The sequence below is a fragment of the Helicobacter vulpis genome (assembly GCF_003660395.1).
In the GTDB taxonomy this organism is placed as follows: Bacteria; Campylobacterota; Campylobacteria; order Campylobacterales; family Helicobacteraceae; genus Helicobacter; species Helicobacter vulpis.
Genome location: NZ_QXQT01000017.1, coordinates 13,193 through 35,159 on the forward strand (window position 1 = coordinate 13,193; position 21,967 = coordinate 35,159).

The following is a 21,967-nucleotide window of genomic DNA, read 5'->3' on the forward strand; positions in this document are numbered from 1 at the left end:
GGATGGAGATGAAAAAAATTGCTTTGATCACCGGGATTACAGGTCAGGATGGGAGTTATTTAGCGCGCCACTTGCTGGACTTGGGCTATGAGGTACATGGGGTTAAACGGCGCAGCTCTTCTTTTAACACCAGCCGCATTGATGGCATTTATGAGGATGTGCACAGCCAGCATGTGCGCTTCTTTCTGCACTATGGCGATCTCACCGATTCGAGCAATCTGATCAGTTTGATCGCCAAGATTCGCCCTACAGAAATCTACAATCTGGCCGCCCAAAGCCATGTACAAGTTTCTTTTGAGATGCCCGAATACACGGCTAATGTGGACGCATTGGGTACTTTGCGCATTTTAGAGGCCATGCGCTTGTTGGGTTTATCCCAAACGCGTTTTTATCAGGCTAGCACTTCTGAACTCTATGGGGAGGTGTTGCAAACCCCCCAAAATGAAGACACCCCCTTTAATCCTAGAAGCCCCTACGCTGTCGCCAAACTCTATGGCTTTTATATCACCAAAAACTACCGCGAGGCCTATGGCATGTTTGCAGTCAATGGGATTTTATTCAATCATGAAAGCCCAGTGAGGGGGGAAACCTTTGTTACGCGCAAGATCACCATGGCCATTGCGCGCATGCTCTATGGCCTGCAAGAATGTCTCTATTTGGGCAATTTGGACGCGCAACGCGATTATGGCCATGCTAAAGATTATGTACAAGCCATGCACTTGATCTTGCAACACAGCCAGCCGGTAGATTATGTCGTGGCCAGTGGGCAGACCATGAGCATTCGCGAATTTAGCGCGCGTTGCTTTGCCCAAGTGGGGGTGATCTTAGAATTTCAAGGCGAGGGCTTAGATGAAAAGGGCGTAGTGGTGGGCTTTAAACCCAGCGCGCTCTTCAAGGAAGCGATGCCTTTTGCATTGCACCAAGTGGTGATTAGAGTGGATCCGCGCTACTTTAGACCTACAGAAGTGGATCTATTGCTAGGCGACCCCTCTAAGATTGAAAGAGAATTGGGCTGGAAACGCCAATATGGCATAGAGGAGCTCATCACCGACATGCTAGGCAGTGATCTAGCCCTAGCCAAGAAGCAAGCCCTATTGGCTTAGGGCACAAAACGCCCGGGTTTTTTCCACCACCCCTGCCTATAAGCCCAATAGAAAACCCCCGCGCGCACATAGGTTTCTGCACAGATGACCAAAAACAGCCATTGGACATCCATCCCTGTTTTGAGCAAGAGATACATCGGCACGATGCGCAAACTCCACAGACTGAGCGTGTTGATGTAGAGTGAAACCTTGGCCATCCCCGCGCCCCGAAACGCCCCATCTAGTACGAATAAGAACATCAGGGGCACTTGGGACACCCCTACAGCACTCAAATACCATGACGCCACTTGTACCACCGCAGGATTGTGCGTGAACACTGAAGCAAAGGGTTTAGCAAAGATCACCATGAGTACGCCCAAAACGCCCAAGAGGGAGCCGGCCACTTTGAGCGTGGCGCGGATATAGTCTTGGGCCATTTGGACTTGATTAGCCCCTAAATTCTGCCCCACCAAGACCATGCACGCGATGGTAAAGCCCAAACCGGGCATGAAGCTGAAAGTTTCTACACGCAAACCCACTTGCATGCCTGCCAAAATTGCATCGCCATAACTGGCGACAAATTTAGCCACCAAAGTCATAGAAAAGAGACTCAAGAGCCGCTCAAAGCCAGAGGGCCAGCCCACATGCCAAGCGCGTTTGAAAATCCCCCAATCAAATCTCCAACAGAATTTTAAGGGGGTGTTTTTCAAGGCGATTACCCCAAATAAGACACTCAATTCTAAGAACGCCACAATCACATTTGCCCAAGCCGCCCCGGCGATGTCCAAGCGCATAAACCCCCAATCCCCAAAAATGAGCGCTTGGTTGAGAAACAGACAAATCCCACTCATTAGGGTTTTGATGAGCAGGGGGGTTAGGGTGTCAGAGAGGCTTGCTAGGGCGGCGACCATGACATTTTTTAGAAAAATAGCGGGCATGGCAAAGATGAAGATCTCTAGGTAATGGCGCGCTAACGCGCTTGCCTGCGCGCTCAAACCCATCCACGAGATAAAAAACCCAATCCCCCCAAATCCTAACGCGCACGCGCCCATGCACAGCACACTCGCGCCTATTAAAATGCTAGAATAACCCACCGACACGCTTTCTAAATCCTGCGCGCCCACAAGGCGACTGAGCATCGCATTAGTGCCAATAAAAAAGATAGAATTTAGAGAATAAAATAGCAAGAGGTATTGCAAACCCACCCCCATGGCCACGATGTGCGCATCGGAGAGTTTCCCCATAAACACGATGGAGATGGCTAATACAAAGATTTCTAAGAAATTATTGCTCGCAGAGGGCAGGGCGAGTGTGAGAATTTTTTTGAACTTTTCCATAAGGGTTATGCTAGCACATCTTCACCCAATAATAAGTTTGCATGGGGTATAGTGGACGATCAAATCCTTTTTAAAGCGTATGGACATGAAAGAAGAATTAGACAGCTCTCTTAAACGCAAAAAAATTTACAACCCCCAATCTGTGGAGCCCGCCCAGAAGCGCTCAATCTTTGGGGGCAATCCTACCGGGATGTTCGATCTCAACCAGATCAAATACCAATGGGCGCATAAGTTGTGGAAGACCATGCTGCACAACACTTGGTTTCCCGAAGAAGTAGGCATGCATGGGGATAAAACCCATTATCTCAAGCTCAGTACCCAAGAGAAAATCGGTTACGATCGCGCGTTAGCCCAGCTCATCTTTATGGACAGCTTGCAGACAAATAATCTCATTGACAATATCAATCCCTTCATCACCAGCCCTGAAATCAATCTCTGTTTGGTGCGTCAAGCCTATGAAGAAGCCCTGCATAGCCATAGTTATGCGGTGATGGTGGAGAGCATTAGCGCCAATAGCGATGAAATCTATGAGATGTGGCGCACCGATGAGGCGTTGAAAAACAAGAACGATTGTGTCGCGCAAGTTTATATGGATTTGGCACACACCCAAACCGAGCACAATTTGCTCAAAGCCCTCTTTGCTAACCAAATTTTAGAGGGCATTTATTTTTACAGCGGGTTTAGCTTTTTCTACGCATTGGCTAGAAGTGGCAAAATGCTAGGGTCTGCCCAGATGATTCGCTTTATCCAACGCGATGAGGTTACCCACCTCGCCCTTTTTCAAAACATGATCAACGCCCTCAAGAAAGAGAGAAGAGATCTTTTTACCCCCGATCTCATTAAAGAGGTACAAGAGATGTTTCACCAAGCCGTAGAATTGGAGAGCACATGGGGGCGCATCATCACCCAGGGCGAGATTTTAGACTTAAACCCGGTCAATCTGCGCGCCTATATTGAGTACTTGGCCGATACGCGCTTGCATGCCGTGGGCTTGCCCAAGCTCTACCACACCAAGCACCCCATCAGATGGGTTGATCAATTTGCCAGTTTCAACGACCAACGCTCCAATTTCTTTGAGGCGCGGGTGAGCAATTACGCCAAGGGCGCGTTGAGCTTTGAAGGGTTTTGATGCACCGCATTCAAAACGCCCACATGTGCGCGGCCATTGCCAAGCACTTCCCCCTAGAAGAGAGGATCAAAGAAGCCATTTGCGCGATCCCGCGCGAAGAATTCGTACCCTCCAAACAACTCGCCTACAATCTAGACGCATTGCCCATGGGCGCGGATCAATTCGTCAGCTCGCCCCTCACCGTGGCCAAAATGACCCAGTTTCTCAAGCCCTACCAAGTGGATAGCGTGTTAGAAGTGGGCTGTGGGAGCGGGTATCAGGCCATGGTACTCTCCAAACTCTTTCGGCGTGTGTTCAGCATTGAGCGCATTGAAAAACTCCTCATAGAAGCCAAAGAGCGCTTTAGAAAACTAGGGGTTACCAATATCCACACCAAATTAGGCGATGGGCAACAAGGTTGGCCAGATTATGCCCCCTATGATCGCATTCTCTTTTCGGCATGCGCGCGCAGTGTCCCTAGCGCGCTGGTCGATCAGCTCGAAGAGGGGGGGATTTTGCTCGCCCCCATCGGCATGCAGGATCAAAAAATCACCCGCTTTGTCAAGCAAAAAGGGCGTTTGGAGGTGGAAAGCGTGTTGGATAGCTGTTTATTTGTCCCGATTGTAGATGGGATTGAGCGGGGGGTTTAGGGGGGTTTATGCGCATCGCCAAAGGCTATATGCTCAATGCCATAGCCCAAGTGTTCTTTTCTTTCTTTTTGGTGCTCTTTTTCATCGCCTCCATTGTGATGCTCATTAGCATCGCCACGGTAACTTTAGTGGTCAAATTGAGCGCGTTGGATCTCTTGCAACTCTATATCTACCTTTTGCCCGGGACAATCTTCTTCATCATCCCTATCACTTTCTTTGGGGCATGTGTGATTGGATTGGCCAGACTCTCTTACGATCACGAACTGCTGGTTTTCTTTTCTTTAGGGATCGCGCCCAAGCAGTTGGTGAAGGCGCTTTTGCCCTTGTGCGTGGTGGTGAGCGCGATCTTGTTGGTCTTTTCTCTCATTTGGTCCCGGCCTCTAAGAGCGCTTATTATTCTTTTCTGCGGGATAAAAAAGAGCGTGTGGATGTGAATATCCAAGCGGGGGAATTTGGGCAAAAATTGGGGGATTGGCTGGTGTATGTGGGCAAGAGTGAGAATGGGGTTTTTAACGATTTGGTACTCTTTTCGCACAAGGGTTTGGTGACAGAGAGTTTCATCATCGCCAAAGAGGGCAGAATCCGCAATCAAGAGGGGCTCTTTGAGTTGGAATTAGACCATGGCAACGCCTATTTTGCCACTAAGGATCAAGTGCGCAAGGTGCATTTTAAGGAACTCATTTTAAAAAATAGACCCGTATTTTCTAGCCGTTCTAACGCGGCGTATTTGCATGGGCATGACTATATAGGCTATTGGAAAAAAGCCTTTGGAGACCACCCAGATAAAAACCAACAACGGCGTTTTACCCAAGCGGTGCTTGTTGCGCTCTTCCCTCTAGCTAGCCTCTTTCTCATCCCTCTTTTTGGGATCGCCAACCCTCGCTACGCTAAGAATCTCTCCTATGTCTATGTGTTAGTCGCTGTGGGGTTGTATTTTTTAGGCATGCACATTGTCAGTCAGGACGCGCCCCTAGTGGGCACGATCGCCCTGCCCCTGCTTTGGGCTTTGGGCGCGTATGTCCTCTACCGGCGCGTGGTGGTGCGTTTTTATTGATGAATCGCTTTAAAATGCGAATCGCTTACGATGGGAGTGCTTTTTATGGCTACGCCAAACAGCCTCATCTGCCCAGTGTGCAAGGGGTTGTAGAGCACGCCTTGCAGAGTTTGGGCATCACTAGCCCCCTGTTATGCGCGGGCAGGACCGATAGAGGCGTGCACGCTCTAGCCCAAGTACTCTCTTTTTGTGCTCCTTTAAGTTTACAGACCTTGCAAAGACATCTCCCCCCCAAGCTCGCCCCACACATTGTTTGCAAGCGGTTACAAAGCGTGCCCCTAGATTTTCATCCGCGCTTTTGCGCGCGCATGCGCACCTATTGCTATGTACTCAGCAAAGCGCTCCATAACCCCTTTTTGAGCCGCTACATCGCCTGTTGCGAGCATGGGGATTTAGATCGCCTTCAAGAGGCGTTGAATTGCTTTATTGGCATGCATGATTTTAAGTTATTTAGCAAACAAGAGGGGGATTGGCGCAACACCCAAGGGCAAATCATCTCTGCTAAATGCCATGCGCGCACGCTTTGGGGCGTACCCTGCGTGCTCATACGCATCAGCGCGCCGCGTTTTTTGCGCGCTCAAGTGCGCTTGATGGTGGGCGCGGCGTTGGCGTACTCCCTAGGGCATTTGAGTTTGGGGCAATTACAGACCCAAATCCGCGCCCAACAACGCCACCACTCCCACCCTGCCCCCCCTCAAGGGCTCTATTTGGTACGGGTGGATTATGGACCTGCTTGAAAAAGGATTGACTTGTTACGATGGCTATTGTTATTCGTTGCGTGTGGCGTAGCTTGGGCGCGCTCTTTGTTGGAGACCCCCACCACCTTAATACCCTTTAAAAAGCAATACATCACCCTATTAAGCGAAAATGATGCGTATTTGCACCCCATTGATCGCTATTACACGGCGGGGAATCGCGCGGGTTATGTGAGTAAGGAATACAATTTTTGGGGAGCGGCCTATGCCAAGTCTTGGCTGGCGTGGAGCCGTTATATGAGCTTACTCTATAGATCCCCCAAGATGACACGTTTTGCGCTGTTGGTGAGCCAAAGCATTTACACCCCCCTATTAGAACACCACCGCCAGCAAGGCGTGGTACCCGGGGATCACCTTTATGCGGGCTATCTCCGAGCAGATTTAGGGGTTTTTCAGCGTAGCGCGCACAGCTTGGAAAGCCTGTTTATTTCTTTGGGCACAGTAGGACCCCACGCATTTGCCCAAGACATCCAGGACTGGGTGCACAACAAGTTGGGCGACAGGCGTTTTTTAGGTTGGCAATACCAAATCCGCAATGAATTTATCTTTGAAATTTCTTACCAATGGTTGCGTAAGATTCCCCTCTTAAAAACACGTTTACTTGGCATAGACTTGATTCCCGGGGTAAACATCAGCTTGGGCAACGCCATCACGCAGGCCCGCCTAGGGTCCATGTTGCGCGTGGGCTATAATCTAGACGCAGATTTTGGACCCAATAAAATCAACTCCAATCTAAGTGGGGGATTCCCCTATAGCGATAAGTTATCCCTTTACATTTTCGCCGGGGTATCAGGAAGCTACCAACCTGTCGACATCTTTGTCCAAGGCAATAGCCCGGAGACGCGCGATATCACGCACCTCCCCGTTGCGTTCTATACCCTAGAAGGGGGGGTCGCCCTGCTTTACAAGGGCTTTAGGATCGCCATCATTGCCACTAACTTGAGCAAAACCTTCCGTGAACAGCCCCAAAGCCACAATATCGGCACGGCCGAAATCAGCTTTGCTTTTTAGAATGCTAAAAACGCAAGCGACACTACTTTCTAGGGTTAGCCTCTGTAACGCGGATGGTTCTACCCATAAAATCTGTATTATCCAAAGTACTGATCGCCTTGAGTGCGTCTTCATCTTCCATTTCTACAAATCCAAACCCCTTAGGCCTTTTGGTTTCGCGATCCAAAATGAGCTTCACAGAGCTCACTGCTCCAAACTGACTAAAGAGTTCCTCCACCTCTTGTTCTGTAGCGCTGTACACCAAATTCCCTACATAAATATTCTTCAAGTGCTCTCTCCGCGAAATTTCTCTCTAGCTACGCTAAAAGACCCGTCCATTCTAGCACAATCTAGCTTAAATTGTCCTATTCATTGCGCAATACAGCCAGCGCGTCCACACTGGCCGCCTTACGCGCGGGGTAGTAGGAGGAAAGCGCAACGATGAGAATCGCGCCTATGAGTGTTCCTAAGAAATCCGTCATCGCCAAATCTAAAGGCAATTTATCCATGCCATAGACATCAGCAGGTAAAGAAATAATAGGAAAGTGCGCTAAAAAGCCCATCGCCAAGAATGCTAAGAGTACCCCTAAAATAATCCCACTTCCCCCAATCACACTCCCTAGCACAAAGAAACTGCGCTTGATCTCTGGAGCGCTCGCCCCCAGACTGAGCAAGAGAGCGATCTCTTTGCGGCGGTGCATCACCACCATGAGCAAGGAGCTAATGATGTTTAAAGAGGCCATTAAAATAATGAGCATCAACACGATAAAGAGCGCGCGCTTTTCTAGCGCCATTGCCGAAAAGAAATTCCCATTTTGTTGCCACCACCCTTCAATGCCCACGCCATGATTGGGGATTTCTTTAAGCGCTTCTTTGATTTTATCCATGTCCTCCATGGCGTGTTGGGAATACACATGAATCCCATCATACACCCCCGGGGGCAGATTTCTAATCGCGCTCAGGGCTTTTAAATTGGTATACAGATAGCTATTGTCATAAGCCCTAAGCCCGGATTCAAAGACACCATCTACTTCAAAGCGTTTCATGGTGGGGGAGAGCACAAAGCCAGTGGGTTCTAACTTAGTGAAGAACAAATCTAATTTTTTAGCTTTGCCCAATAAAAGCGACTCTTTTAAGGTTTTACCCACAATGAGATGAAAGGGTGTGGATTTGAAGCGCACTAAACTCTCTGTATCAAAGCTCTTTTTTAAAATAGTATTGATACGCAATTCTCTATCTATATCCACCCCAAATAACAACCCGCCATTCACCATGCCATTGAAACGCGCCACCACCTGCATTTGCAAATAGGGGCTAAAGATCAGGTGGGGAAATTTGCGCTCTAATGCCTCCAAAGTGCTCTGTTCAATGCCCGCATAACTTGTCGTGTATAAGGTTAAGGGGTAATTCATCACAAAAAGCTTGTTTTCAAATTCCTTACTCATCCCGTTCATGATAGCCATCGCCACAATGAGCACCATCACCCCCACCCCCACCCCCAAAAAAGCCAAAAAAGCGGTGATGCTAATGAAGGGTTGATTCTTGTCAAAACGCAGATAACGGCGCACCAAAAAAGGCACTAAAGAGGGGGCAATCTGACTCATTTGGGCTTGGCAAACATCCCTTTTTTAGGGCCGCTCTTAGCGTGGCAATGTTTGTATTTCTTCCCGCTCCCACAATAACAGGGGGCGTTCCTAGAGATATTCTTAGGCACTTCTCTCTCTTCCATTTCCCAATTGCTCAAGGCCAATTCAATGTCTGAATTGTTGAAACGCAATTCCTCCTGCGCGCCTTCTAAATCGCTAAAGAATCTCTGGGTGTCTTCATGGGTACTCGCGCTCAATTCTAATTTATGAAAGGTCTTGATCGCCTCTAATTTGATCGAATCGATGAGCTCCAAGAATAGGTTATAGCTCTCCTTTTTATACTCCACAAGGGGGTCTTTTTGGTTATACCCCCTAAGCCCGATTCCGGTTTTGAGATTGTCCATCGTGTAGAGGTGTTCGCGCCACGCGTTATCTAAAATCTGCAAATAGATAATGCGCTCGATCTTATTGCGCTCCTCGACATGCTCCATCTTGGCTTGGTATTGCTTTTCTAGCGCGTTGAGGATGAAGGTTTCTAAACCCGTGATACTCTCATCTTGTAAATCTGTAAAATCAATGTGCGCATTAAATTCTTCTTGCAAAACATGGGCGATGTTTTCTAAATCCTCTGGGCTAAAATCCTGCACTTCAAAGGCTTGTTGGCTTTCTAAGATTTTCATCACCGCATATTGCCGATTCTCCTCAATACGCGCGCTAATGTCGTAATCATCGTCTAAAAGCTCGTTGCGGAATTTGTAGACGGTTTTGCGTTGCTCATTAGCCACATCGTCGTATTCTAGCAGGTGTTTGCGGCTTTCAAAATGCAGGGCTTCTACCTTCTTTTGGGCGTTTTCTACAGAACGCGTTACTAGCTTGGATTCGATGTATTCGCCATCTTTCAAGCCCAATTTCTCCATCACTCCCTTAATGCGATCGCTCCCAAAGATACGCAATAAGCTATCCTCCAAGCTCAAATAAAATTGGCTCACCCCTGGATCCCCTTGACGCCCACTGCGCCCTCGAAGTTGGTTGTCAATGCGCCTACTCTCATGGCGTTCTGTACCGATGATGTAAAGCCCGCCTAATTCTTTGATCTCCTCGCTGAGTTTAATATCCACCCCGCGCCCGGCCATGTTGGTAGCAATTGTTACTGCCCCTTTAAGCCCTGCGTCCTTGATAATCTCGGCTTCTTTGGTGTGTTGCTTGGCGTTTAACACGGTGTGAGGGATGCGTTCTTGTTGCAACAGCGCATGCAAGACTTCGCTTTTTTGGATGCTCGCCGTGCCCACCAATACGGGCTGCCCCTTGGCATGCAATTCTTTAATTTTGGCGATCACCGCTTCAAACTTCTCTCTTTCGCTCTTGTAGATGAGATCGTTTAAATCCTTGCGCTGGATGGGGATATTGGTGGGGATGGAGATCACCTCCAAATTGTAGATTTCTAAAAACTCGGTCGCTTCTGTTTGGGCGGTGCCCGTCATCCCTGCAAGCTTGTCATAGAGTCTAAAATAGTTCTGAAAAGTGATGTCGGCTAGGGTTTGACTTTCTTCTTTAATGCCCACCTGTTCTTTGGCTTCTAGGGCTTGGTGCAACCCTTCACTAAAGCGCCGCCCTTCACTCAAGCGCCCGGTAAATTCATCCACAATCACCACCTCCCCATTAGACACCACATAGTCCTTATCTTTGGCAAACAAGTAATGCGCCTTGAGGGCTTGATCCAAATGGTGGGAGAGAATGGCGTTATCTAGGCTGTAGAGATTGTCCACTCCAAAGAGTGTTTCTGCCTTTTTAATGCCCTCTTCGGTGATGAGAATCACGCGGTTTTTTTCATCAATGGTAAAATCTGTGTCTAGCTCCATGTTTTGGGCGACCATGTTCGCACGCTCGTAATTCTCCATGCGCTTATTCACAGGACCAGAGATGATTAAAGGCGTGCGCGCCTCATCAATGAGAATTGAATCCACCTCATCAATGATGGCAAAGGCATGTTCTTTTTGTACCTTCTGCTCTAGGGCGTATTTCATGTTGTCGCGCAAGTAGTCAAAGCCAAATTCATTATTCGTGCCATAAACAACATCATTGGCATAAATACTTAGCCGCTCCTCATCAAAGCTCCCCCCCACCACCACGCCCACGCTATAGCCCAAAAAGTTATAGAGGGGCTCCATTTCTTTAGCGTCCCTTTGGGCTAAGTAGTCATTGACTGTAACGACATGCACGCTTTGCCCACTCATCGCATGCAAAGCCACCGCCAAAGTCGCCACCAAAGTTTTGCCCTCACCGGTTTTCATCTCGGCGATCTTGCCCTCATGCAAGACCATGCCCCCGATGAGTTGGACATCAAAATGGCGCATTTTCAAGACCCGTTTTGACGCTTCGCGCGTGATGGCAAAACTCTGACATAGGACTTCGTCCAAGCTTTTTTCTTGATGGCGCACTTGGGTTTTCAAGCTCTCAAAGAGCTGTTGCAACTGCGCATCGCTCATGGCACTGCATTCCTTTTCTAGCGCGTTAATGCGCGCCACGCGTTGTTGATAGGCTTTGATGGCACGCTGATTTTTTGTACCGATAATTTTGTTCACAAGGGTTTTAATCATGTGGGTATCCATGTTGTTTTAACATAAGCCTAGATTTTAACAAATTTTTATACAATCGCGCCTAAAAGAGAAGAGCATGCGCTGGATCGCTATTTTATGCTTAGGGGTGGGGGGGCTGTTGGGCTTGGATTTGCATTTTCAGAGTTTTAGCGCGCATTTCAAACAGGTGGTGCTGGGCGAAGGCCCTAGCCCCGTTTATGAGGGCGAAATCTTTGCCAAAATGCCCGATTTGGTAAAATGGGTCTATGACAAACCCTCTGCCAAAGAGATCTACATGCGCGATAAGCGTGTGGTGGTCTATGAGCCTCAGCTCTTGCAAGCCACCCTCACCAAGTTAGACAAGTCTTTGGATTTCTTCACCATTCTCAAAAAAGCCAAGCTCCAAAAGGATGGGCGTTATAAAACCAAGATCAAAGACACCACCTACTACCTCACTTTGCAAGACAAGTTACCCTATTTGCTAGAGTTCACAGACAAACTCAATAACAAGGTCCAAATCACCTTTAGCGCTGTGAAAATCAATATCCCTTTAGAAGATTCGATGTTTGTCTTTGTACTCCCCAAGGGGGTGGATTTGGTGCGCCATTAGTAAATGCGCTTAAAATCCTCAATCACCTCTTGATACATCTCTAGGGTCTGCGCGATGGACTTGTCTAAAGTGTAATTTTGCGCGCTTTGGGCATAGGCTTTTTCGGCAAGGGCGCGTTCTGCAGGGTGTTCGAGCCAATAGTCAATTTGGCGCGCTAGGTCTATGGGGTCATTGGCTTTAAAAAGAGAACGATTATCTAGGGCAAATTGATTGGTGGCGCTAATCTTGCTATCTGAAATGATGGGCACCACCCCACAGCCCATTGCCTCTAAACACGCGATCGCCTCCCCCTCCACATCTGCGCTATGCACATAGAGATCGCATTGGTAGAGCAATTCTATTAAGGCACTAGGCTCTACAAAACCCAAATCCACGGGGTGGGCTAATTGGCTAGCCTGCCTTTGCAACGCGCCCAAACAAGGCCCCTGCCCTTTGAGATGTAATTGGATTTTAGCGCGGTACTTGCTCAAATGCACCGCTTTAATGAGCACGCGTTGGTTTTTTTCAGGCGAATAACGCCCCACCATGGCAATGTGGTAAAGATCGTCTGTCTTTGTGTTGTGCGTGCGGGGGGTGTAGAGAGGATCAAACCCATTAGAGATCACATATTTTTTCCCCCCATAACCATGTCTGTTTAATTCAGATTTGATTAGAGGCGAAGGGCAGTGGATATGGTTGAGGTGCTGGTAGTAATTGTGTTTGAACCACCAAAAGATCGCGCGATTCAACCAAGCGAGCTTTTCTAATTTGATATTGTAGGTGATGTGTTCGGGTTGCAAGTGAAACGCCCCCACAAAGGGGATCTGCATAGAACGCGCGACTTCTATAGCGACTTTTTCTAATTTAAAGGGCAAGAAGAGATGGACAATATCCGCCCCTTCAAAGGCGCGTTGTAAGACTTCTCTTTGGGGTTTGCCAAAGAGGATATGTTGCTTGTGGGCAATTTGGGTTACCAAGGGAATATGGCGCTCAGGCACACTGAAAAACCCCTCCCCTTGCACAAAGGGGGCGACCACGCGCACCGCATGCCCATGCCTTTGCAAGGCCTTGTAAAAACGATAAGCGGTCATGGAAGTGCCATTGCTCTTGTTTTCAAAACTATCCACCACCAGCACAATAACCACTAATCTTCCTTGAAGTTGAACTTGAAGGGGCGCTTTTCAAAAACTAAGATTTCAAAATCCCCCTCAAAAACTTTGATTTCCATAAACTCCCCCTCTACGCGTACAGACACCTTTTTAGAACTGGTGTGGCTGATAGACGCGTTGAAGTAAACTTCCTGTTTCAGTTCTACAGGGGCGAGCAAACTCAACTTGATCGAGCTAATCAGGCTATTTTTCTTATTGAGCGCGCAAAGGGCGGCAAAACTCGCCGCGCTCACAAGAAAGCCCGCATGCACGACATCTTCTTCACAGAGCATGAACTCTTTAGGGACAAGACACACCGTGGCCTTTCCCGATCCAAAAGAAATCAAATCCGCGCATAGGGTTTGTTCTAATCTAGAACAAACCACCAAACCCTCCTCAAGGGGTGCATCACTCATGTCTAGCCTTTTGTTAAGATAAAGTAAGCGCGCAAGGGGGGGTCATAACCCTCCAGCGTTTTCGTCCCGCTTGGGTCTAAAAAATGCTCCAAACTCAAGCCCTCAATCCATGCGCTCTTGCGCTGTTCTTGTGTGGTGGTGGGGCGTTTGGCAAGCATAGTACAAGTGCTAAAGCCCGCTTTAAACGCCCAATTTTGCAAGGCACCAGGGCTGGGGATGAAATAGACATTGCGCATTTTAGCATAGGTGCGCGGGCAGAGCGCGACCTCTAGGGGGCTTTCATAAATGAGGGTGTCCAAAACCAGCACACCTTCTTGATTAAGCCCCATGTGCAAGGCTTTGAGCGCGCTATGGGGGTCTTTTCTGTGGTAGAGCACCCCCAAACAAAAGATCACATCAAAGCGTTTTGGATAAGTACGCAGATTCTCCACCCCCAAACTCTCATAGAGAATATCAAGCCCCAAGAGCGCGTTTAAATATTCAAATTGCGCCCTATACAGCGCACTAGGATCAAACCCGCTCAAGCTTGCACAAGCCTGCTTAGCCATACAAAAGAGGTGGTAGCCATTATTACAGCCCACATCAGCGACATGCTTACCTCTTAAATCTAGGCAATCTTTGAGAAGATCCCATTTAAAATCACTCCGCCATTCGCTTTGGATTTTAAAGCCCCGATCGTGTTGTTCTAGCATGAAGGGACCCTTGCGCCATGGGCGCAAAGCCCATGCCCTTTCATAAAGCAAATCTAGGTCTACCCCCTCGCTTAAGAAAATACGCAAACCCTGATCTAAGCAATAATTAGCCAAATAAGCTCCCCTGCTGGGGTCTACACGCCAACAGCGCGCCTATGTCCACACCCCCCAAGACAAAACCCAGAGTAAAGGGAGCGCGCAGTAAAATTTTCAAATGATTGAGATCGCAGTAGAGTTGGTGGGCGATCTCTAGGGGGGTGGGGGTGAAAATTTCTATATGGTGCCAAGGGGCGTTTGTGCGGGTGTGATCAAGGAGCGCGCGCATGTGATCCAAGAGCACCCCTCCCACAAGCACCTTACAGCCATGCGCACAGGGCTCTAGCGCGTCATTAGTGTAAAAGGCGCGCATGAAGGGCAACATGCCCAAGTGGTCTAATTGCGCGCACACCCCCAACGCCTCACAAGCAAGGAGCGCGCGGGCTAATTGCGGGGCATAGAAACTAGGCAATTTGAGATCAAAACGCACGCCCTGATAGAGAACACTCAAGTTAAAGAGTTGGGCTAACAAGATTTGAAAGGGCGGAGCACCCTCTAGGTCTAACTCCTTTTCAAAAAAACTCTTAAAAGCGGGGGTGTGCGCCACAATGCAAGAAACTTCTAAAAGGGATAGGTTCAGCAGCTCCACACTCTCCCCCTCAAACAACACTACATGTTTGGCATGCAAAATCCTAGAAAGAATGGCAAACTCCACTGCGTCAACACAGAGTAGACGCACCCCCAATAAGTGGTAGCGCAATAATCTCTCTAGAGCTTTAGCCACTTGGGGCACAAAGATCCACGCAATTTCTGGATCACTAATGCCCATGTCCTGATCGTAAAGCACCCCATAAGCCCCGCATGCTAGCGCCTGCGCGATGTCTTGAGGGTGTAGGGCGATAAAGAGCCCCCCTTGCGTGTTCTTAGGGTCTGTACTGACATGGCTAAAGGCGCGCACACAGGGCGCGCTTTTAAGCACCCCCCTAGTGATCTCCACCACCTCAGCCACATGCACTAGCTAATGGCACTCCCATTTTTCATAGGGGTTAGAGGCGCGATCAGACTTAAATGCTCCCCATCCCCAGCGCTTAAAACCATGCCCTCACTCAGCACCCCTAACATTTTGCGCGGCTCTAAATTCACCAAGGCGCACACCTGTTGCCCCTCTAGAGTTTTGGGCGCGTAATGCTTGGCAATCCCAGAGAGAATGACGCGCACCCTATCCCCAAAATCCACGCGCAACAATAGGAGTTTGTCGCTCTGCTCTAGCTTTTCTACACTCACCACCTGCCCTACGCGAATCTCTAGCTTTTGAAAATCTTTTAAGCTGATAGTTTGGGTTTTGGGCTTGGGGGCTTGGATCAATTCTAAGCGGGGGAAAAGGGGCGGGGTTTTGGCAATCACGAAGGCATCTAAAAAAGGATTTTCTTGGATACGCCCAAACGCTTCAGCCTCTAGCTTTAAACCTAGGATGTCGGCTAGCTTGCGCGCGCTCTGTGGGATCACAGGGTAGAGGTAGTAGGTCGCTTTGGCTAGCAGGGCCGCGACAAGCCCTAACAACGCCATGATCTTGGCTTGATCGCGCATTTTCCATGGCTCATCGCGCGCGATGAGCGCATTAGCTCCCTCAAAGACTTTCCACAGATCCTCTAGGTATTTATGGGGCTGCATCTCTTGCATGCTCGCTTCTAGGGGCTCAAAAAGCGCGCTCAGGGTGGCGTAATCTTGGGCATAGTGTTGCAAAACCTGCGCGCTTTCAATGCGCCCTTCAAAATAACGCCACGCCATGCCGCTCAAGCGTTGCAACAAATTCCCTAAAGTGTTGCTCAAATCCGCATTGGAGCGGCGCAACAACGCCTCAAGGCTAAAATCCCCATCCTGCCCTAAGGGCACTTCACGCAAGAGAAAATAGCGCAAGGGGTCCTTGCCGTAATTTTGCGCCACTTCTTGGGCGTTGATCACATTGCCAATACTCTTGCTCATCTTCACGCCCTCAATGGTCCACCACCCGTGTACACAGAGATGTTTGAATAAGGGCAACCCTAAACTCATCAAAAACGCGGGCCAATAAATGGCATGGAAGCGCAAAATATCCTTGCCCACTACATGGATGGCATGGTTGAAATAGCCCATCTTCTCCCCATGCGGATAACCCAGCGCGCTCACATAATTGAGCAACGCGTCCAACCAAACATAGATGACATGCTTGGGGTCTTTGCATGTGGGGGGGAGCTTGATCCCCCATTCAAAACTGGTGCGCGTGATGGAGAGATCGTGCAAGCCCTGTTCAATAAAGCGCAACACCTCAGGCGCGCGGCTGGTGGGTAAAATGGCTCTAGGGTTTTTGGCGTAAAACTCTAACAAGGGCTCTTGATACTGGCTTAATCTAAAAAAATAGCTCTCTTCTTCTAAGATGCTTGTTTCTCTCTGACAATCTGGACAACGCGCGTGGTTAGCCACAAAACTCTCACAACTCACACAATAAGCTCCCTTGTAAGTGCCTTTGTAAATATCGCCCTGTTCTAGCATGGTAACAAAGGCGCGTTGCACAGCTAGGACATGCGCGCTGTCTGTGGTGCGGATAAAATGATCGTAACTAATGTCAAAGAAATCCCATTGTGATCTAAAATGCGCGCTGATTTGAGAGGCGTATTCTAGAGGGCTTAACCCATGTTTTTGGGCGCTCAGGGCGATCTTTTGTCCATGTTCGTCCGTACCTGTCAAAAAGAACACTTCATGCCCGCGCAGGGTGTGGTGCCTTGTGAGCATGTCGGCAATAAAAGTGGTGTAGGCATGCCCTAAATGCGGGACATCATTAACATAGTAAATGGGCGTAGAGACCAGTTTTTGCATGCGTCTGCCTTTAAGTCTAAAAGCATATAATAGCACAAAAGGAGATTGATGTTAGCTAAGGTGTTTTTAAAATCCATGTTCAAGCGCTTTAAGAATGGGGATTATCGCATCATTTTCTGGGATAAAGAAGTGTATCTCAACGGCACAAAAACCCCTAAATTCACCATCAAATTCAACCGCCCCCTGAAAATGAGCGACATCAAAAAAGACATGTCTTTGACCATTGCAGAAGCGTATATGGATGGTGTGATTGACATTGAAGGTTCTATGGACGCGGTGATGCGTGTGCTCTACTTGCAGACCCACTATACACACCTACACAAACACGATAGCGCGATACCCATCCAACAGCCCAATAAAGAGAGTTCTAATATCCAAAGCCATTATGATTTGGGCAATGATTTTTACAAGCTTTGGCTAGATGAAACTTTGAGTTATTCTTGCGCCTATTTTAAAACGCCAAAGGACACCCTCTATCAAGCCCAATTACAAAAACTCGATCACACGCTCAAAAAACTCGATCTCAAGCAGGGCGAAAAACTCTTAGATATTGGCTGTGGTTGGGGCTATCTCTCGATTCGGGCGGCTCAAGAATACAGCGTAGAAGTGGTGGGTATCACGATCTCAGAAGAGCAATTCAAGCAGGCTAGCCAACGGGTTAAGGACATGGGCTTAGAGGATCGCGTTACAATCAGACTTTTAAATTACCAAGATTTAGATGGCATGCACGAGCGCTTTGACAAGGTGGTGAGTGTGGGGATGTTTGAACATGTGGGCAAAGAGAACCTGCCCTTTTATTTCAAGAAGGTCAAAGAAGTGTTAAAAGTGGGGGGGACTTTCTTGCTACACTCCATCTTGTGTTGCTTTGAGGGCACTACGAATGCGTGGATTGACAAATACATTTTCCCGGGGGGGTATCTGCCCTCTTTAAGAGAGGTGATTTCTATCAGCGCTGAGAGCGATTTTCATTTAGTCTTAGCCGAGAGTTTGCGCCTGCACTATGCCAAAACCCTAGACATTTGGTATCAAAACTTTTGCGCCCATGAGGAGATCATCAAGAGCATGTATGATGCGCGTTTTGTGCGCATGTGGGGGCTGTATTTGAATAGCTGTGCTTCTGCTTTTCGCGTGGGGAGTGTGGACCTCTACCAACTTTTATTCACCCATAGCGTGGACAACAACATTCCCCTGACCCATGAATACATCTACAAGCCCTAAAAAAGTAAAGCGATCGCAATTAATCCTGCAAGCTACAGATAATTGCTTTACAGATTTTTAGATAGCGTAGAGGAGTGTTACGGTATTTTTCTTGCCAAGTTTCAAAAGAGACACAATCAAAAAATAACCCAAAGAATTTTAATGTGCGCATACTAGGAGATGTCCCTAAGAGTAAAGTTCCATCTCTAGTCTTCTTTAAATGTCTGATCTCAAATCTATGCGGAAAGCAAGAGGCTATAAAATTACCGTAGGTCTCATACTCGCTAAAGCCACTGCATGAAAGATCTGATAAGGCTATGCTATCTAGAATAATGTGCCACCATTGCGATCTCTCTCTCTCTCTCTCTCTTAGCAGCATTAGACGATCTAATAGTTCCAAAACCAATGGTTTTTCCAGCAACAAATGTTCGGCGATAAAGGAAAAATCCACTTGTTTTTTGAGTCCTAGTAGTTTGTACATTGTGTCAAAGTAAGGTTGGTGGTACTCTGAAGTCGTGTCGATTAAAACTTTTTCTCCCTTTGTAAAAGCATGAATTTTACGCAAAGGTGCGCAATCTGCATCCCAAACAAGGTATTGAGGGCCAACTAAATTAGTAGATGCGACAGCATATTTTAAAAACTGCTGGAAATACCAACCCGTTCTTTGCAAGAGCGCACCTCTAGATTTCATGTACTGGTACACGCTTTCAAAGTTTAAACCCTCAACCACCTGATCTTCATCTATCAATTTTATTTTGTCATTTTTAAGCTGCACTTGGGAAAAATTTTTCCGATGTGTCAAGATGAGAATTTTCTGATAAGGGAGGTTTTTTAATACAAAAGGGAGGACTATCTTGGTAAAAATAGGAACGAGATCCGTCTTAAGGGGAATCACAATATCTACTAGAGTTGCCTTAGACACAAAGAACCCTCGCTAAGGATCAAAACAACGCCCCAAGACCTCCCATAGCCCCACTTTCTCATACATGCAACCCCTACGCGGTAACCCCCATAGCATCCTAGATACCTATGCTTTGAAGGGGCACATGGTCCTATCCTTTAGCATGGTTTTAATCATATAGTCTTCGCTCTGTTGATGTCTATGGTGCAGGTAAAATACCCTAGCTTGAAAATCTTGACACACGAGCGTATGCACCAAATCGAGCGCGCGCAACTCGTCTTCTAGCTTGACACAGGGAACATAACGGATATAAAAGTAAAACCCCCCTTCAAAATATTCTGAGAAATTATAACCCCTTTTCTCCAAAAGGGAGGGAAGACGCATTCTAGATTTCACCACACATGCTTCTGACACCACGGACCTCCTCGTTCTTGTTATATCTAGGGCTAGCAAAACCCACTCAACCAAACCCCGCTATTCTTTAAAGGGGCGCAGTGTCCTATCTTTTAGCATGGTTTTAATCATGTAATCTTCGCCTTGTTTATGGCGCAGATAGAAGACTTTTGCCTGAAAATTTTCGCAGACAATATCATGCGCGCTCTGGAGCTCGCGCAACTCCTCTTCAAGACTTGAACAGGGAGCGTAGATAATATAAAAATAAAAGCCACCCTCAAAACATCTCGAACATCTCGACTCATGGAGATTAGGCAACACCATCCTAGATTTTATCACACATGCCTCTGACATGGTTACCAATCCTTTCTTGGTTTCCCATACCATACATGGACTCCATTTCTATCATGTGTATGGTAATGGGTGTAAACTTTAGTTTTCTCTGTTGCGTTACTAGGGACATTGAACTCTCGAATAGGATTCCTACCCGCGATATTTTTAGCGATAGCTCTATTAGGAGCCATCACACCGGGAATTATCTTATCATCTTTTGTTCTCATGTTATGCGCCCTTTCTGGAACCATGGCATCGACCTTGCCCCTTTCCACCATCTCTTTAGCCACCCTCTGGGTTACTTTTTGCTTTTCTACAAATTTGCCAGCTACGATAGCTCCCAATCTAACCAGCGGCGCGCCTCTATCCTGAACCTCAATTTTAGAATCGCTTTGTCCATCTGCCCTTAGCACATCCACAGATACTAGCCCAAGCATGCCAAACAAAGCTGAAAACACACGCCAGCGCATCTAAAACCTCCTATAATAATTATTATCTTTTTAGGATAATAAACATAACTTAATATTGCGCAAGATTCCATTCAGGAAACTAAAAGATACTAGCACCACTTCAAAAAGGGGTAAAATATGCACATTTAGCTAAGACAACACGGATAAATACAGAACATGAGATGGGAAGCAAGATTAAAGAGAACAAGATTCAAAGAAGCAAACTCTTAACTCCCCCCCTTCACCCCTGCAAAGGCGCGCCCTAGCAAGCACACAAGAGCCAATCTCTTGAGCCAAAGCCTACCGATGATACGACCACAAAGAGTGCTCTGGATACCCCCGCCAACGTCCAGAGGTCAGCTTGTTGATCACAAGCACGATCAGAGCCATAGGAACGAGCTGACAAAAACACAATACGATCGCATTGGGCATCCCCCAAAAAGTGGCAAACGCCCAATACACGGGTAGTGCTCCAAAGAGAATAGCAATAGCGCAGATGATCGAATCATCAAAGCGGGTTTTAAAATACTTCCCCCTCCTGCCAAAACAAGCCTCCCCCAAAAGCCCCCCACACCACACTACCAACCATAGCCATAGACTATTTTCTGACAGACTTATGTCGCCCCTGCTAATGGATATTGCCGGGAGCATCACGCTCATAAGCGCGAAATACCGGCCTCTGGCGCGCAAAGTCCATCTTCTAGTCCACCAAGCCCACCAAGACTTAGGCTTTTGCATACCGACTCCCTAGGGGATGGGGCGATCAAACCCGTTAAAATCCCAGCCCCAAGCGGGCTCTGGCCCGGTTACGGGTCTAGGCTCTGGGCGTTGGGGCTCTGGGGGAGAGAAAAAATCCTCCACGCGATCACCAATTTCTGCCCCGAGAAAACTACCCCCCATAGAACCCCCCAGTCCAACCCAAGGATTAGCGGTAATGATCCCTAAGCTACCCCCTACACCACTTCCAATATAAGCCCCATATTCCCTCCCCTTTGCCCCCCTATCTTCAATCACGATCTCCTCTGCTGACAAAGAAGACACACCCAAGGCTGACACCGCAGACACCGCTAACAGAACTTGCTTTAAAGTCTCATACATTTTCCAACCTTTCAAAGAAGCTTTATAGATCAAAACAACCTACTCCCCACGCGCTTTCCTAGCGCGCATTCCATTCCTGTCGTGGAATAGGAAGACCAAAGTCAGCAGGGCGGTAAACAGGAGAACGCTCGTGAAACTGAGGCTCTCTAGGTTGGGTTTCCCGCTCTGGAAATCTCTCTCTAACATTCCCCACAGCACCCCCAATAGCACCCCCCAACTCCCTCCCCTTTACCCCCCTATCTTCAATCACGATCTCCTCTGCCAATAGAGAAGACGTGCCCAACACAGAAAGGGACACTGCTAAAAACATCTGCTTCACAGAACAACGATTTTGCATTTGCACCTCCTATAGATAGATGTGGGGCGATCCTATCAAAACGCCATGGATATCACCTTAAAACTTCTCTACAGCAAATCAAACAACAAGAGATGTGTATTAAAACGGATAAAATTTACACACTTTTTAGTGAAAAATAATGCGGATAACAAACATGAAGTCTAAAACGAAGAACAAAATCAAAGAGAGCAAGAAACTCAAAAAACAAGAACTAAAAAAAGTGAGACTGACGCACAACTCCCCGCATCACCCACCTCTCCCCCTGTAAGGGGTCTATCAGAGGGGGGAAGATAACTTAATTTTTAGCCTGCCTTAAGTGCATAGATAATCCCCAAAAACAACACAATCACCCCTAAACAAATCCCATGCAACACCGCCCAACTTCCA

The 21,967-nt window shown here is 47.7% G+C and carries 23 protein-coding genes and 1 pseudogene; 8 read left to right on the forward strand and 16 right to left on the reverse strand.

Annotated elements, in window-relative coordinates:
* Positions 1-8 precede the first annotated feature (8 nt).
* Positions 9-1,103 (forward strand): GDP-mannose 4,6-dehydratase, encoded by a 1,095-nt coding sequence (gmd, locus tag EAO38_RS06420; protein WP_121022216.1) that lies wholly within the window; start codon positions 9-11, stop codon positions 1,101-1,103.
* On the opposite strand, the gene EAO38_RS06425 is transcribed toward gmd, so the two are convergent.
* Entirely contained in the window at positions 1,100-2,419 is a 1,320-nt protein-coding gene (locus EAO38_RS06425; RefSeq protein ID WP_121022218.1) for an MATE family efflux transporter, read from the reverse strand. The two genes, gmd and EAO38_RS06425, sit on opposite strands and share 4 nt — an antisense overlap.
* An 85-nt stretch (positions 2,420-2,504) precedes the next feature.
* Here EAO38_RS06425 and EAO38_RS06430 point away from each other — a divergent pair, with 85 nt between their 5' ends.
* The 5 genes and pseudogenes from EAO38_RS06430 to EAO38_RS06450 all read left to right on the forward strand — a co-directional run bounded on the left by EAO38_RS06430 (position 2,505) and on the right by EAO38_RS06450 (position 6,997).
* Positions 2,505-3,548, forward strand: a complete 1,044-nt coding sequence (locus tag EAO38_RS06430) for a ribonucleotide-diphosphate reductase subunit beta (RefSeq protein ID WP_121022220.1) — start codon at positions 2,505-2,507, stop codon at positions 3,546-3,548.
* A complete protein-coding gene (locus tag EAO38_RS06435) occupies positions 3,548-4,177 on the forward strand; it encodes a protein-L-isoaspartate(D-aspartate) O-methyltransferase (RefSeq protein WP_121022222.1) in 630 nt (209 codons plus the stop codon). Before EAO38_RS06430 ends, EAO38_RS06435 begins: the two co-directional genes overlap by 1 nt.
* Positions 4,178-4,191: 14 nt before the next feature.
* Positions 4,192-5,231 (forward strand): annotated as a pseudogene (locus tag EAO38_RS06440) (LptF/LptG family permease).
* Entirely contained in the window at positions 5,231-5,968 is a 738-nt protein-coding gene (truA, locus tag EAO38_RS06445; RefSeq protein WP_121022224.1) for a tRNA pseudouridine(38-40) synthase TruA, read from the forward strand. Before EAO38_RS06440 ends, truA begins: the two are co-directional and overlap by 1 nt.
* A gap of 12 nt (positions 5,969-5,980) precedes the next feature.
* Entirely contained in the window at positions 5,981-6,997 is a 1,017-nt protein-coding gene (locus EAO38_RS06450; RefSeq protein ID WP_121022226.1) for a lipid A deacylase LpxR family protein, read from the forward strand.
* A gap of 22 nt (positions 6,998-7,019) precedes the next feature.
* Here EAO38_RS06450 and EAO38_RS06455 read toward each other — a convergent pair whose 3' ends face one another.
* The 3 genes from EAO38_RS06455 to secA all read right to left on the reverse strand — a co-directional run bounded on the left by EAO38_RS06455 (position 7,020) and on the right by secA (position 11,159).
* Positions 7,020-7,265, reverse strand: a complete 246-nt coding sequence (locus EAO38_RS06455; RefSeq protein ID WP_121022228.1) for an RNA recognition motif domain-containing protein — start codon at positions 7,263-7,265, stop codon at positions 7,020-7,022.
* A 76-nt stretch (positions 7,266-7,341) separates the two neighbouring features.
* Complete coding sequence (locus EAO38_RS06460; protein ID WP_121022230.1) at positions 7,342-8,580, reverse strand: ABC transporter permease; 1,239 nt, start codon at positions 8,578-8,580, stop codon at positions 7,342-7,344.
* Positions 8,577-11,159: a preprotein translocase subunit SecA gene (gene secA, locus EAO38_RS06465; RefSeq protein WP_121022232.1), complete on the reverse strand. Its 2,583-nt coding sequence runs from the start codon at positions 11,157-11,159 to the stop codon at positions 8,577-8,579. Before secA ends, EAO38_RS06460 begins: the two co-directional genes overlap by 4 nt.
* Positions 11,160-11,235: 76 nt before the next feature.
* Between secA and lolA the strand changes: the two genes are divergently transcribed.
* Positions 11,236-11,748, forward strand: coding sequence for a LolA-like outer membrane lipoprotein chaperone (gene lolA, locus EAO38_RS06470; RefSeq protein WP_121022238.1), 513 nt, complete (start codon positions 11,236-11,238; stop codon positions 11,746-11,748).
* Here lolA and EAO38_RS06475 read toward each other — a convergent pair.
* From EAO38_RS06475 to metG, 5 genes are read right to left on the reverse strand one after another with little or no spacing between them, the layout of a single operon-like run.
* Positions 11,745-12,872 (reverse strand): glycosyltransferase, encoded by a 1,128-nt coding sequence (locus EAO38_RS06475; RefSeq protein ID WP_121022240.1) that lies wholly within the window; start codon positions 12,870-12,872, stop codon positions 11,745-11,747. The two genes, lolA and EAO38_RS06475, sit on opposite strands and share 4 nt — an antisense overlap.
* The gene (locus tag EAO38_RS06480; RefSeq protein ID WP_121022242.1) at positions 12,872-13,291 is read right to left on the reverse strand and encodes a PaaI family thioesterase; all 420 of its coding nucleotides are present in this window, start codon (positions 13,289-13,291) and stop codon (positions 12,872-12,874) included. Before EAO38_RS06480 ends, EAO38_RS06475 begins: the two co-directional genes overlap by 1 nt.
* A 2-nt stretch (positions 13,292-13,293) precedes the next feature.
* Entirely contained in the window at positions 13,294-14,097 is an 804-nt protein-coding gene (cmoB, locus tag EAO38_RS06485) for a tRNA 5-methoxyuridine(34)/uridine 5-oxyacetic acid(34) synthase CmoB (protein ID WP_121022244.1), read from the reverse strand.
* The gene (locus tag EAO38_RS06490; RefSeq protein WP_121022246.1) at positions 14,090-15,034 is read right to left on the reverse strand and encodes a hypothetical protein; all 945 of its coding nucleotides are present in this window, start codon (positions 15,032-15,034) and stop codon (positions 14,090-14,092) included. Before EAO38_RS06490 ends, cmoB begins: the two co-directional genes overlap by 8 nt.
* Positions 15,034-16,872 (reverse strand): methionine--tRNA ligase, encoded by a 1,839-nt coding sequence (gene metG, locus EAO38_RS06495; protein ID WP_121022248.1) that lies wholly within the window; start codon positions 16,870-16,872, stop codon positions 15,034-15,036. The genes EAO38_RS06490 and metG overlap by 1 nt, the downstream gene beginning before the upstream one ends.
* Positions 16,873-16,920: 48 nt before the next feature.
* On the opposite strand from metG, the gene EAO38_RS06500 reads away from it, so the two are divergent.
* Entirely contained in the window at positions 16,921-18,090 is a 1,170-nt protein-coding gene (locus tag EAO38_RS06500) for a class I SAM-dependent methyltransferase (RefSeq protein ID WP_121022250.1), read from the forward strand.
* Positions 18,091-18,109: 19 nt separating this feature from the next.
* Here EAO38_RS06500 and EAO38_RS06505 read toward each other — a convergent pair whose 3' ends face one another.
* The 7 genes from EAO38_RS06505 to EAO38_RS06535 all read right to left on the reverse strand — a co-directional run bounded on the left by EAO38_RS06505 (position 18,110) and on the right by EAO38_RS06535 (position 21,580).
* The gene (locus tag EAO38_RS06505; protein WP_121022252.1) at positions 18,110-18,991 is read right to left on the reverse strand and encodes a DUF6492 family protein; all 882 of its coding nucleotides are present in this window, start codon (positions 18,989-18,991) and stop codon (positions 18,110-18,112) included.
* Positions 18,992-19,096: 105 nt separating this feature from the next.
* Positions 19,097-19,384, reverse strand: a complete 288-nt coding sequence (locus EAO38_RS06510) for a hypothetical protein (protein WP_162982711.1) — start codon at positions 19,382-19,384, stop codon at positions 19,097-19,099.
* Positions 19,385-19,444: 60 nt separating this feature from the next.
* Positions 19,445-19,585 carry a hypothetical protein gene (locus EAO38_RS08930; RefSeq protein WP_162982712.1) on the reverse strand — a complete coding sequence of 47 codons (141 nt, stop codon included), beginning with the start codon at positions 19,583-19,585 and terminating at the stop codon, positions 19,445-19,447.
* Positions 19,586-19,719: 134 nt separating this feature from the next.
* Positions 19,720-20,166 (reverse strand): hypothetical protein, encoded by a 447-nt coding sequence (locus tag EAO38_RS06520; protein ID WP_121022258.1) that lies wholly within the window; start codon positions 20,164-20,166, stop codon positions 19,720-19,722.
* Positions 20,167-20,445: 279 nt separating this feature from the next.
* Positions 20,446-20,883 carry a hypothetical protein gene (locus EAO38_RS06525; protein ID WP_121022260.1) on the reverse strand — a complete coding sequence of 146 codons (438 nt, stop codon included), beginning with the start codon at positions 20,881-20,883 and terminating at the stop codon, positions 20,446-20,448.
* A gap of 9 nt (positions 20,884-20,892) precedes the next feature.
* Positions 20,893-21,243, reverse strand: coding sequence for a hypothetical protein (locus EAO38_RS06530; RefSeq protein ID WP_121022262.1), 351 nt, complete (start codon positions 21,241-21,243; stop codon positions 20,893-20,895).
* A gap of 58 nt (positions 21,244-21,301) precedes the next feature.
* Positions 21,302-21,580, reverse strand: coding sequence for a hypothetical protein (locus tag EAO38_RS06535; protein ID WP_121022264.1), 279 nt, complete (start codon positions 21,578-21,580; stop codon positions 21,302-21,304).
* Between the last annotated feature and the right edge of the window lie 387 nt (positions 21,581-21,967).

Excerpts from the sequence above, each read along its gene's own strand:
- gmd (WP_121022216.1), top strand. The coding sequence starts at position 9 with ATGAAAAAAATTGCTTTGATCACCGGGATTACAGGTCAGGATGGGAGT.
- EAO38_RS06425 (WP_121022218.1), bottom strand. The coding sequence starts at position 2,419 with ATGGAAAAGTTCAAAAAAATTCTCACACTCGCCCTGCCCTCTGCGAGC.
- EAO38_RS06430 (WP_121022220.1), top strand. The coding sequence starts at position 2,505 with ATGAAAGAAGAATTAGACAGCTCTCTTAAACGCAAAAAAATTTACAAC.
- EAO38_RS06435 (WP_121022222.1), top strand. The coding sequence starts at position 3,548 with ATGCACCGCATTCAAAACGCCCACATGTGCGCGGCCATTGCCAAGCAC.
- truA (WP_121022224.1), top strand. The coding sequence starts at position 5,231 with ATGAATCGCTTTAAAATGCGAATCGCTTACGATGGGAGTGCTTTTTAT.
- EAO38_RS06460 (WP_121022230.1), bottom strand. The coding sequence starts at position 8,580 with ATGAGTCAGATTGCCCCCTCTTTAGTGCCTTTTTTGGTGCGCCGTTAT.
- secA (WP_121022232.1), bottom strand. The coding sequence starts at position 11,159 with ATGATTAAAACCCTTGTGAACAAAATTATCGGTACAAAAAATCAGCGT.
- lolA (WP_121022238.1), top strand. The coding sequence starts at position 11,236 with ATGCGCTGGATCGCTATTTTATGCTTAGGGGTGGGGGGGCTGTTGGGC.
- EAO38_RS06480 (WP_121022242.1), bottom strand. The coding sequence starts at position 13,291 with ATGAGTGATGCACCCCTTGAGGAGGGTTTGGTGGTTTGTTCTAGATTA.
- metG (WP_121022248.1), bottom strand. The coding sequence starts at position 16,872 with ATGCAAAAACTGGTCTCTACGCCCATTTACTATGTTAATGATGTCCCG.
- EAO38_RS06500 (WP_121022250.1), top strand. The coding sequence starts at position 16,921 with ATGTTAGCTAAGGTGTTTTTAAAATCCATGTTCAAGCGCTTTAAGAAT.
- EAO38_RS06520 (WP_121022258.1), bottom strand. The coding sequence starts at position 20,166 with ATGCGCTGGCGTGTGTTTTCAGCTTTGTTTGGCATGCTTGGGCTAGTA.
- EAO38_RS06525 (WP_121022260.1), bottom strand. The coding sequence starts at position 20,883 with ATGCAAAAGCCTAAGTCTTGGTGGGCTTGGTGGACTAGAAGATGGACT.
- EAO38_RS06530 (WP_121022262.1), bottom strand. The coding sequence starts at position 21,243 with ATGTATGAGACTTTAAAGCAAGTTCTGTTAGCGGTGTCTGCGGTGTCA.
- EAO38_RS06535 (WP_121022264.1), bottom strand. The coding sequence starts at position 21,580 with ATGCAAAATCGTTGTTCTGTGAAGCAGATGTTTTTAGCAGTGTCCCTT.